This is a genomic window from Streptomyces sp. NPDC002573 (assembly GCF_042889625.1).
Taxonomy (GTDB): domain Bacteria; phylum Actinomycetota; class Actinomycetes; order Streptomycetales; family Streptomycetaceae; genus Streptomyces; species Streptomyces gibsoniae.
Genome location: NZ_JBIARC010000074.1, coordinates 21,225 through 31,919, shown reverse-complemented (window position 1 = coordinate 31,919; position 10,695 = coordinate 21,225). Strand labels below are relative to the sequence as shown.

Below are 10,695 nucleotides of genomic sequence, written 5' to 3'. Positions count from 1 at the left end.
ATCATCTCCCCTGCAGTCGCACGACAGGAAAGCGACCACGGAAACGATCATCTCGTCAACACGCCACTTCCCGCAGCGAATTGCGCAGCAGAGTCGGCGGAACCGATACTGGCCACCTCGGTTCTCGAAGACGTAGGGACGCGTCAACTTGTCCCAGGCGCCGATCAAGTCGGCGTCATAAGCGGCGTTCCCCAGCGTGTGGAGGATGTCCCGCACCTCAATGGAGTGGCGCGGGTTCTCGCCTGCCAGCCAGGTGGTGATGATCTGTGCCTGGGCGTCGGACAGCAGCCGAAGCTCACGCTCGCGGGCCCGGCGGCGCTCACGGCGCAGGACCCATCGCCAGCCCAGAGCGCTCCCGCTGGGCCTGCCCAGCCGACCCGGTCGCGCCCTGGTAGGGCGTCTCATGATGACGCTCACGCCGACGGCGATGGCAGTGATCAGCGCCAAGGTCTCCAGCGTGTAGGCGAATACATTCGTCGCACTCACTTCGGCTCCTGTCTTGCGTAACGTCGATCAGCGGGCGGGGTCGAATGCGATGTCGTGTCTGAGTGGTCGGCCGACCCGATCCACGAGCAGGAATTCGGCATGCGGTGCGTGCTGTGAGGAGGAGGCAATCAGGGTGTACGTCCCCTGAGGAAGTCCGGTGATCTGGTATTGACCGTTCACCGTCCTGACCTTCGTCCAGCGCTTGCCCTGGCCGGTCACCACGGTGATCCACGCCTCACAGCCGCCAGAGTGCAGCGGGCAACGCAACGTGCCGCTGACAGTAACCGTGTCGGCGTCCCGCGATGGGCCCGGCGAGGGGGCGGCTCGATGGCGGCCGTGGGCCCGGGCAGTCACCCGGGGCGCGATGTAGACCGTGCCCGAGTCGGTGGCGGCGGTGATGCCGGCAGTCGCCGCCGACCGCGGCGTGATGATCACGTTCAGGCCGACGGTGTCCGCCAGGTTCGCCATCACCTCATCCAGCGCGGACAGTTCCCGCAGGGCGACACGGAGCTGCTCGGCTCTCGGGCCGATGGATGGCTTCAGCAGGGACTCCATTTCGCGGATCATGGGACTGACCCGGGTCCACGTACCGCCCTGCTGCCCCGTCGAGATCTGCTCCCGCAGTTCGTGCAGGGAAACGGTGAAGACCTCGATGATCCGCTCCACGCGGGTGCGCAGCGGGGTGGCGAGGTCGATGTCCATGTCGGCGGCGGCGGCCAGCGCGTGTGCGTGCTGGGTCGCCGTGCCGAGCAGGGCGAGGATGTTCTCACTGCTGCGCCCGCGGACACCCAGCGGCAAGGGGACCACCGGCTGTAGCACGCTTCGCATCTGGAAGAGGGCGGCATCCACGCCGCGGGCCGCGCCGCGCAGCCGGATCGGTGCCTCGGGGTCCCGCCAGCGGTCGGCCACCTGAGCGATGAGCTGCTCCAGTGCGGACAGGTAACCACGCTTGGCCTCGCGAGAAACCTTGCGAATCGACACGGGGAAGATGACGGCTGCACACGCCGTGGCGATGACCATACCCAGGCCGTTGTCGATCAGCCGCTTCGTCAACAGCCAGTCCATGCCGTGGTACGGCGTGGTCAGGCCGTACAACTGGGTCAGCGCGGCGACGAGCCCGGTGACGAAGTAGGCGTATTGGCGCTGCATTCCCCACGCACCCAGGGAGAGAGCGACCACGATGAACGCGACGGCCTCGTAGATGTGGCCCGGGCCGATCAGATGGAGCTCGCCGATCCCGAGCACCGCCCCGATGGCCGTTCCGAGCAGTCGGTGCACGAGTTTGCGCAGCCGGTCCGGCGTGGTGCTGACACCGAACAAGGAGAGCAGCGCCCCGACGACACCCCAGTAGAAGTGGGCCCCGTCGATCGCGTCGGCGATCGGGCAGACGATGGCGAGGGCGACCGCGGCCTGCAGCGGTGTGCGCAGATAGGGCACAGCACGCCGCCAACCACTGGTGCCTTGGGCCATGCCCGCACGTTGTGCGACCAGGGCAGCTCCAGCCGGGCGGTTTTGCATCAGCACCACGGTCCCCTGGAACGGCGCCTTGGGGCGCGACGTGGGCGAGTTCCCTCCCAGGCTCAGCCAGCATGCGAGGGCGTCGGCGAAGGCATCCAGCAGATCACCGGCCCGGTGGGCCAGCGCGCGGACCTCGGCCTCCTCGGTGCTCATGCCTTCCTGGCCGGCATCGGCTTGCCGCCGGATCAGCTCGGCGGCCGGGCGCAGCGCGCCAACCCGGCCCAGGTGCGTGTCCCGGGCGGTGATCAGCCCGACAACCATCGCCTCGCGCAGCCGGGCGGGTACGTGGCGGCTGGTCATCTGCTGCACCGCCTGCCCGATGCCCTGCAGGGCGAGTTCAGCGTCGAACAGGTACTGGTGCAGGAGTTCAGCCGTGTGCGGATCGGCCGCCACCGCGGGTTGGGCGAGGTGCCGTCGATGGTCAGCGTCGTCATGTTCAGCCGCCGCATCGCGCGCCGCATGCGCCTGATCGCCCTGGCCCGGTCGGCGTTCGCGGCCAAGGCGATTGAGGCGGCTTCGGCGATTCGCCGCGCCTCGACCAAGAAGGCGCGCTGGGTGCGCAGCAATTCCTCGCGCGGCATGGGATGGCACAGCACGAGCCAGGCGACCAGCACGGCCGCCGCCGTGGCGACGCTGAGCATGAAGATCCGCCCGAACAAGGCCAACGGGATCGGCGCCACCAGGCCGAACATGCTGGCGGTGAACATCATGGTGCCGACGATCAGCCAGATTGGGCCGAAGCGTGCCAGCACGAAGATCATCGCCGCCAGCAGCCCCATCAGGCACATGCTGAGTATCCGGTGGGGATGCAGCCACAAGGCAAGCGGCAGTATCGCGGAGAACGGCAGCGGAATCCACATGATGGCGCGGGCCACGCGCAGCGGGGTCTTCTCAGCAATCAGGGACCAGCTGAGCTGTCCCATGAGGCCGCCCAGCAGCATGCCCAAGAACACGGGTATGTCCAGCGGGTGGGACAGCTCGTAGCCCGTCGTCAGGGCGACCGAGAGGGACACCAGCATGCGCCAGCCGGCTTGGAGCTGGTAGAGCCCGGGGTCCGTGGCGAGCACCCAGTCCCACCAGCGTCTCGGCCCGCCGACCCGGTGGGGGACGTCGCCCGGAGAGGAACCTGCGACGTCCAACGTCGCGTCGGCCTCGGGGGTGTCCGTTGCTGACGTGCTCAACTGCCCTCCGTTGCAAGCGCTTGTACCAGCGTGCGAATAGCGTCATGGACCAGCGTGACGGCGCGTGCTGGATTCCGCCGTCGACGAGACTGAGAGTCAGGCATCGCGGTAGTGCTCTCCTTGTGGTGGAGCAACAAAAGACAGAGCGAGCGCCGGCCGACAGATCTGGAAGTGGTCGTCGGGCCTCCGAAACGCCTCGGGCACCGCCCCCGGGCCCGGCTCAACCAGGGGCTTCCACAGGTCTGCGCTGTATCCCCTCCTGGGCAACGCCTCAACTCCTGTCTGGCGCGATGGATGCGCAAGAAGTGCAAACGGGTGCGGAGACGTAGGAAGGCCCGGACTGCAGGATGTCGCGAGACGGCCGAAGTTCTTCGCGCCTTGGGCCTGGACTACCTACGTCCCCCGTGTCTGATGACCAAAGAACGACCAGAGCCGTATGACGAGAGATCGTCACGTCCCGATCTGAGGGTCAAGGGATGAGAATCCCCCTCGCCTGCTCGGCACTAGATCTGGTGGTATTCGGCGAGGAACTGCGTGGCGGGAGCGGTGACCGGCAGGCGAACCTCCCGGCTGTGAGCCGCCTGCAGTGAGAGAAGCAGATCCTTGCAACCGAGCCCGCCCAGATCGGATCGACGGCCCATTTCAAGGAGCGCGGCACGGTTGGTGCTCATGAAGCTCGCACCGGTGCCCGCGTTGGTCGAGTGCCGGCAGTGCCGAGCCCATGACCCCATCACATTCTGCGTATAGTCGACTGGGAGTCACCGACATCAATCTAATCTGGTACCGCGTCAGCTGCGCGGCCAGGGCACGGTGGGTATGCCACGGGTCCCTGCGGCGGCGCCGACTGGGGTCTGCGCAGTGGTGTTACGCGAGGAAGCGCCCTTCCAGCAGGTCGTCCGCGGTTTGTTACCAGGTCTGTTCGCCGGCGCGGACGAGGATCTCGTTGACGGCGACCCGGCGGTCCCGGGTGACGATGTAGGAAACCGCGTCGGCGATGTCCTCGGGGCGCAGCAGCTCCATGCCCTCGACCTGCTTCTCGATCGCCTGCCGCACACCGTCGCGCAGGTGCGAGCTGAGCTCCGTGTCCACGGTGCCGGGCTCGACCACGCTCACCCGCACGCGCTTTTGCATGACCTCCTGCCGCAGCGCCTCGGTGAATCCGTTGACGCCGAACTTCGTCAGGTTGTAGACAGCCGTCCCGGGCCGGGCCACCCGGCCCGCGGTGGAACTGATGTTGACCAGGTCCGCCACCCGCCGCGGGGAGTCCTCCGCGGCGCGCAGGAGGTGCGGCAGCGCAGCATGGGTGACATACAGCAGGCCCTGGACATTGATCTCCAGCATGCGCTCCCACTCCTCGAGCGGGGAGTCCACAGCCTGACCGACGCCCATGGTGCCGGCGTTGTTGACGACCGTGTCCAGGCGCCCGAACTCGGCCACCACAGCCTCAACGGCCGCTGCGGCCTGCTGCTGGTCGGTGATGTCCGCCGTGACCACGAACGCGGTCCCGCCATCGGCGCGGACCTTGTCCGCGAGCTCCTCCAGCCTCTCGCGCCGCCGTCCGAGGACGGCGACCGCCGCGCCCTCAGCGGCGAGGCTCCGCGCGGTGGACTCGCCGATGCCGCTGCTGGCGCCGGTCACCAGCGCCACCGTGTTCTGCAGTCGTCCGGTCATGATGTCTTCCTCCATGTGTGGTGATCACGGCCTGGCAGGCCGCAGGTTTTAGCGGGCCGCGGCCGACGGACGTTTGAGCAGGGCCCAACGAGGGCCCGCGTTGCCGCCGTACCGATGCGGTGGAAAGTGCCGCCGCTCCGACCCGTCGATCTCGGCCCGTGCGGGGCGGCCTGGGCGCGCAAGAGGCTGCCCGTGGTCCATTGCGGCCGCCGATGTGCGGGCGAGGGCTTGTGGATGGTGCCAGTTCAGTGGCTGTGTTGCAGCAGTTCGATGAGGTTGCCCTCGGGGTCGGCGAGGTAGGCGAAGCGGATGCCGGGCCGCCGGGCCGGTGCCGGCGGGGCGACGGTGCGGGCGCCGCAGGCGACTGCGGTGGAAATGGCCGCCTCCAGGTCGTCCACGGTCAGGGCCCAGTGGAAGTAGCCCTGGACGCCTGCGCCCTCGACGGGATCGGCGAAGTGCTGCGGTGCCGAGCCGGCGCGCTCAGTCAGTTCGATCGCGGCGCCGCCGGGGCCGCTGAGGAGCGCGATCCGGATACCGGCCTCGGGAATCTCGGCCTGGTACCCGTCGTGGAAGCCGAACGCCTCAGCGTAGAAGCGGCGTTGCCGGTCGAGGTCGGCGACCGACAACCCGATGTGGTCAAAGGAGACCGTGGACATGACTTGTTGTGCCGCCTTTCCGGTCAGCGGGCCGTGTATCCGCCGTCGACCGGGAGGGCCGCGCCGGTGACGAAGCTGGACCGGTCGGAGCACAGCCACAGGACGGCATCGGCGATCTCCTCGGGTTCGGCGATCCTGCCGATCGGGTGGGCTGCCACCCGGGCCGCCGTCACCTCCGGTGAACGTCCTTCGGCGATCAGCGGCGTGTTGACCAGGCCGACGACGAGGGCGTTGACGCGGATGCCGTCCGGCCCGTAGTCGAGCGCGGCCGTCCGGGTCAACCCGATGACGCCGTGCTTGGCGGCGGTGTATCCGGCGAAGCCCGCCACTCCCACCACGCTCGCCCCGGAACCGATATTGACGATTGAGCCGAAGCCCTGAGCCTGCATCTGACGCAGCTGGTACTTCATCGACAGGAACGTCCCCCGCAGATCGGTGGCGATCATGCGGTCGAAGGTCTCGACGGAGTAGTCAGCCGTCTTCCGCAGATCATCTCCGCCACTGATCCCGGCGCTGTTCACGCCGAAATCCAGTCGCCCGGCGTCTCCGACGGCCACCTGGACGGCATGCATGACCGACTGCTCGTCGCTGACGTCGCACTCCACGTGGCGGGCGGCGCCACCGGCGTTGGTGATCAACTGAACGGTCTCTTCCAGGGTGGCCACCGTGCGCCCCGCGACGGTCACGGTGCAACCGGCCGCGGCCAGAGCGAGTGCCGAAGCCCGGCCGATGCCCGTGCCGCCGCCTGTCACCAGCGCCGTGGTGCCTTCCAAGAACTGGTCCATGTTGTCTTGCCTTTTCCTGCCTGGTCCTGTTCGGACGACGTAGCTCTTCTGTGCTGCCGGGCTGGTGAGCGATGCCGGCGGGTGGTCTTATCGGTGACGTCGATCACGTCATGCCAGTCCTGCCGACGGATGTCGCCAGCGACCTGGTGATGGTTGCTTCGGCTCGGGCGGAGACGAGGGGCCGGTGGTACGTGACGTTCACCGACGCACGCCCTGAATCCGGCGCTCGCGAAGAAGCCCCGGACCCGGTACTCTCACATCCGGAACTGGTTCCGGTTGAACCATAAGCGGAACACGTTCCGGTTGCAAGTGTGGCAGGAAGGGAGCCGAAGGTGACTGGCCACGAGGGGGACACGGTGCGGCCCCGCAGGCGGTTGCGCGCGGACGCGCAGCGCAATGAGGACCGGCTGCTGGAGGCGGCAGCGGCCGCTTTCACCCGCGAAGGGGCCGGCGCCTCGGTCAAGGACATCGCTCGCGTGGCCGGTGTCGGCGTCGGTACGCTCTACCGCCGGTTCCCGTCGAAGGAACTGCTGATCGAGGCGGTCTATCGGCAGGAAGTGCAGCGCCTGTGCGAGGTGGCACCACACCTGACCGCCACGCAGCCACCGGTGGAGGCACTGCGGACCTGGATGGAGCTTTTCATCGACTTCATGGCCGCCAAGCAGGGCATGGCCGACGCGCTGGCCGTGGTGCTGACCGACGAGAGTGAGCGTCTGCACACCCGGGGCCTGCTCGCGGACGCCATCGCCCACCTCCTCGCCGCCGCACAAGCCGAGTCCTCGGCGCGGCCGGGCGTCAGTGCCCCGGATGTACTGATGGCCCTGGGCGGGATCAGCCTCATGGCCTCCAGTGAGGAGCAGCGTGACCTGGCCACCAGGCTCATCGACCTGCTCCTGCACGGCATCGTGACGAACTAACACGATTGGCTGGCCGCGAATAGGCAGCGGTCGAGGGGTGCGTTCCACGCCGTGTGAACCTGGGGAGCCGACTGGCAGCACGACCACCGTCGGTCACAGCGAAGGTCATCCATGACAGTGGTGTCTTTGCCGTCACATCGAACCGCGGTATCGCCTCTCGCCCCATTCGCGCCTTCGACCGCTGTGGTCGGCCCTGCTCCGGGCATCCGACGGCTGCCCTTCGCGCACGGGAAATCACTGCGAAAGGAAGGCGTGCAACAGTCGATCGATGACGCTCGAGGGCACTACGCCGGCGCCGCCGCAGGCACGGGGCACTCAGCGCCTCCATTCGCACGACCGCCGCCCGTCAAAACCGGCCCCCGCGACCGTACTGACGTTGACCCGTGCGAGGGGCAGGTCCTCGGCGCCAGCCGTATTGACCGCACCCTTGGCGCCGCGGTCCGGCGGATCACCTCGACGACATAGCCGTGCTGGTCATCCGTCGCGTCGACGAGTGAGGTCGCGCAGCCCGTGGGCCGGTAGTTAGCCTGGACTCAGACCCTGGCACCGACGAGGTGTCCATCGGAATGTGGGTGGGCGGGCCCGTCGGGCGGCGCAGGTGCCAGCGCCGCCCGCGTTGGGGTGCCAGCCTCAGACCTCCATATTCCGCCGGCCCCGGAGCCACTCAGGCCTCCGCTGGTTCCGATCGAGGCGCGCTCTCGCCTGACTTTCGCGGCGATGGCCGCACCTGCTGCATGCGTGACTGGCATCGCACGTCCGCGTCCCCGGCTCCCCTTCGGCCAGCCGGTGGCCGTGGCATCGAGTGTGTCCGCGCAGTCACCCCGGTCAGAACGGACTCGGCATCAGCACAGAGGGAGATTCTCATGACCGAGAGCCGCACACGGACCCCGGCTACCCCCGGCGTCCTGGTGGATCCGCTGCGCAACCGCGGTGTGGCCTTCACGCAGGAGGAACGGGAGGCCCTCGGCCTCACCGGGCGCCTGCCCTCCGGAGTGCTCGGACTCGAGCAGCAGGCTCGGCGGGCGTACCAGCAGGTGCAGGCTCAGGGCAGCGACCTGGCCAAGAACGTCTACCTGGAACAACTGCACGACCGAAACGAGACCCTGTACTTCAAGGTGCTCACGGAGCACCTCACCGAGATGCTGCCGATCGTCTACGACCCCACGGTCGGCGAGGCGATCGAGAGGTACTCCCACGAGTACCGGCGCCCGCGCGGCATCTTCCTGTCCATCGACCGGCCCGACGACATGGAGAAGGCCTTCGCCACGCTCCAGCTCGGGCCCGAGGACGTCGACCTGATCGTGTGCACGGACGCGGAGGAGATCCTGGGCATCGGTGACTGGGGTGTGGGAGGGATCCAGATCTCGGTCGGCAAGCTCGCGGTCTACACGGCGGCCGCCGGCATCGACCCGCGCCGCGTCGTTCCCGTGTCGCTGGACGTGGGCACGGACCGCAGGTCGCTGTTGGACGATCCGCTGTACCTGGGCAACCGGCACCCCCGCGTTCGTGGCGCCGATTACGACGCGTTCATCGAGAAATACCTGGAGACGGCGTCGTCCACGTTCCCCGACGCGCTGCTGCACTTCGAGGACTTCGGCCCCAGCAACGCACGGCGGATCCTGGAGCAGTACGGCGGCCGCTACCGGATCTTCAACGACGACATGCAGGGCACCGGAGCCATCACACTGGCCGCCGCCCTGTCCGCCGTCAAGGTCAGCGGTGTGCGGATGCGGGAGCAGAAGCTGGTCGTCTTCGGCGCCGGGACCGCCGGGGTGGGCATCGCCGACCAGTTGCGCGACGCGATGATTCGCGACGGCGCGGATCCGGATCAGGCCGCCGCACAGGTGTGGCTGATCGACAAGCAGGGCCTGCTCACCCGCGACATGGACGGCCTGCGTGACTTCCAGCAGCCCTACGCGCGCGATCCGGCCGAGGTCGCGGACTGGGCGAGGGACGACGGCGCGATCTCGCTGCTGGAAACGGTGCGTCAGGTCGAACCCACGATCCTGCTGGGCACTTCCACCGCGCACGGCGCCTTCACACGCGAGGTCGTCGAGGCCATGGCCGAGGGTACCGAGCGGCCGATCGTCTTCCCGATCTCCAATCCCACCTCCCGGATCGAGGCCATGCCCGCCGACGTCATCGCCTGGTCCGGGGGAAAGGCGCTGGTGGCGACCGGTATCCCCGTCCCACCCGTGGAATACGACGGCGTGACCTACCAGATCGGGCAGGCCAACAACGCGCTGCTGTACCCGGGATTGGGTCTGGGCACCATCGTCTCCGGGGCGTCCCAGGTGACCGCCGGCATGCTGCTCGCGGCGGCGCAGGCTGTCGCGGACCAGGTCGACCCGTCGGGGCCGGGCGCCTCGCTGCTGCCGCCCGTGGAAAACCTTCGGGAGTCCTCGGCGGTCACTGCGACCGCGGTGGTCAAGGCGGCACTCGACGACGGCGTGGCCACGAGCAAGCCGACCGACGTCTCAGAGGCTGTCCGGGAGGCCATGTGGCAGCCGGTCTACACCGACGGAGCCGCGGCATGAACACGGAACACTCTGCGGCCGACCGGGCCGGACGGGCCGGTCAGGACGAAGCCCCGAAGGTCCTCGACATCCCCGTCGGTCTGCACGCGACCGGCACCCGGCGGGAAACCGACTCCATGGGCGCCATCGACGTCCCCGCGGACCGCTACTGGGGCGCCCAGACACAACGGTCCCTGATCCATTTCTCCATCGGGGACGACCGGATGCCCAAAGCGGTCTACCACGCCTACGGCTACGTCAAGAAGGCCGCCGCCCTCGTCAACGGGCGCGCCGGGCGGCTGCCGGCCTGGAAGGCCGACCTGATCCAGCGGGTGGCCGACGAGGTCATCGCGGGGAAACTGGACGATCACTTCCCGCTGTACGTGTGGCAGACGGGGTCGGGCACGCAGTCCAACATGAACACCAACGAGGTGATCAGCAACCGTGCCATTCAACTGGTCGGCGGGAAACTGGGCAGCAAGTCTCCGATCCATCCCAACGACCACGTCAACATGGGGCAGTCCTCCAACGACACCTTCCCCACCGCCATGCACATCGCCGCGGTCAAGGAGATCCACGAGCATCTGCTGCCCGGCGTACGCGCGCTGCAGCAGGCCATCGAGGCCAAGGCGCGCCAGTGGCAGGACGTGGTGAAGATCGGCCGCACCCACCTGGAGGACGCCGTCCCGCTGACCGTGGGGCAGGAATGGTCCGGCTACGCCCACCAGCTGCAACAGGGCATCGACCGGGTCGCACGGTCCGCCGAGGGCCTGTACGAACTGGCCATGGGCGGCACCGCGGTCGGCACCGGGCTCAACGCCCCACCGGGATTCGGCGAGCAGGTCGCCGCCGAGATCGCCGCCGCGACCGGCCACCCGTTCACCACCGCGCAGAACAAGTTCGCCGCCCAGGGCGGCCTGGACGCCGTGGTCGGCGCATCCGCCGGGCTGCGGGCCCTGGCCGTG

General features: G+C 68.5%; 9 protein-coding genes and 1 pseudogene. 3 read left to right on the top strand and 7 right to left on the bottom strand.

Annotated elements, in window-relative coordinates; genetic code table 11:
• The 7 genes from ACFYX0_RS39240 to ACFYX0_RS39210 all read right to left on the bottom strand — a co-directional run.
• Window positions 1–486, bottom strand: a 486-nt coding sequence (locus ACFYX0_RS39240; protein ID WP_388978427.1) for a hypothetical protein, incomplete at its 3' end; no start/stop codon positions are given.
• 27 nt (window positions 487–513) lie between these two features.
• The gene (locus tag ACFYX0_RS39235) at window positions 514–2,397 is read right to left on the bottom strand and encodes an FUSC family protein (RefSeq protein ID WP_388978424.1); all 1,884 of its coding nucleotides are present in this window, start codon (window positions 2,395–2,397) and stop codon (window positions 514–516) included.
• The gene (locus ACFYX0_RS39230) at window positions 2,301–3,071 is read right to left on the bottom strand and encodes a hypothetical protein (RefSeq protein ID WP_388978421.1); all 771 of its coding nucleotides are present in this window, start codon (window positions 3,069–3,071) and stop codon (window positions 2,301–2,303) included. Before ACFYX0_RS39230 ends, ACFYX0_RS39235 begins: the two co-directional genes overlap by 97 nt.
• 617 nt (window positions 3,072–3,688) lie before the next feature.
• Window positions 3,689–3,856, bottom strand: a complete 168-nt coding sequence (locus ACFYX0_RS39225) for a hypothetical protein (RefSeq protein WP_388978419.1) — start codon at window positions 3,854–3,856, stop codon at window positions 3,689–3,691.
• Window positions 3,857–4,091: 235 nt separating this feature from the next.
• Window positions 4,092–4,856 (bottom strand): SDR family NAD(P)-dependent oxidoreductase, encoded by a 765-nt coding sequence (locus tag ACFYX0_RS39220; protein WP_388978416.1) that lies wholly within the window; start codon window positions 4,854–4,856, stop codon window positions 4,092–4,094.
• 245 nt (window positions 4,857–5,101) lie between these two features.
• Window positions 5,102–5,512: a VOC family protein gene (locus ACFYX0_RS39215; RefSeq protein WP_388978414.1), complete on the bottom strand. Its 411-nt coding sequence runs from the start codon at window positions 5,510–5,512 to the stop codon at window positions 5,102–5,104.
• A gap of 23 nt (window positions 5,513–5,535) precedes the next feature.
• Window positions 5,536–6,297, bottom strand: a complete 762-nt coding sequence (locus ACFYX0_RS39210) for an SDR family NAD(P)-dependent oxidoreductase (RefSeq protein ID WP_388978411.1) — start codon at window positions 6,295–6,297, stop codon at window positions 5,536–5,538.
• 332 nt (window positions 6,298–6,629) lie between these two features.
• On the opposite strand from ACFYX0_RS39210, the gene ACFYX0_RS39205 reads away from it, so the two are divergent.
• The 3 genes and pseudogenes from ACFYX0_RS39205 to ACFYX0_RS39195 form a co-directional block, all read left to right on the top strand.
• Complete coding sequence (locus ACFYX0_RS39205; protein WP_388978408.1) at window positions 6,630–7,214, top strand: TetR/AcrR family transcriptional regulator; 585 nt, start codon at window positions 6,630–6,632, stop codon at window positions 7,212–7,214.
• 863 nt (window positions 7,215–8,077) lie between these two features.
• Window positions 8,078–9,751 (top strand): NAD-dependent malic enzyme, encoded by a 1,674-nt coding sequence (locus ACFYX0_RS39200; protein ID WP_388978405.1) that lies wholly within the window; start codon window positions 8,078–8,080, stop codon window positions 9,749–9,751.
• A pseudogene (locus ACFYX0_RS39195) lies at window positions 9,748–10,659 on the top strand (lyase family protein); the annotation flags it as partial. The gene ACFYX0_RS39200 and the pseudogene ACFYX0_RS39195, both read left to right, overlap by 4 nt.
• Window positions 10,660–10,695: the final 36 nt, after the last annotated feature.

What these genes read in the sequence shown, in the direction of transcription:
- ACFYX0_RS39225 (WP_388978419.1), bottom strand. Translation starts at nt 3,856, where the DNA reads ATGAGCACCAACCGTGCCGCGCTCCTTGAAATGGGCCGTCGATCCGAT.
- ACFYX0_RS39220 (WP_388978416.1), bottom strand. Translation starts at nt 4,856, where the DNA reads ATGACCGGACGACTGCAGAACACGGTGGCGCTGGTGACCGGCGCCAGC.
- ACFYX0_RS39215 (WP_388978414.1), bottom strand. Translation starts at nt 5,512, where the DNA reads ATGTCCACGGTCTCCTTTGACCACATCGGGTTGTCGGTCGCCGACCTC.
- ACFYX0_RS39210 (WP_388978411.1), bottom strand. Translation starts at nt 6,297, where the DNA reads ATGGACCAGTTCTTGGAAGGCACCACGGCGCTGGTGACAGGCGGCGGC.
- ACFYX0_RS39200 (WP_388978405.1), top strand. Translation starts at nt 8,078, where the DNA reads ATGACCGAGAGCCGCACACGGACCCCGGCTACCCCCGGCGTCCTGGTG.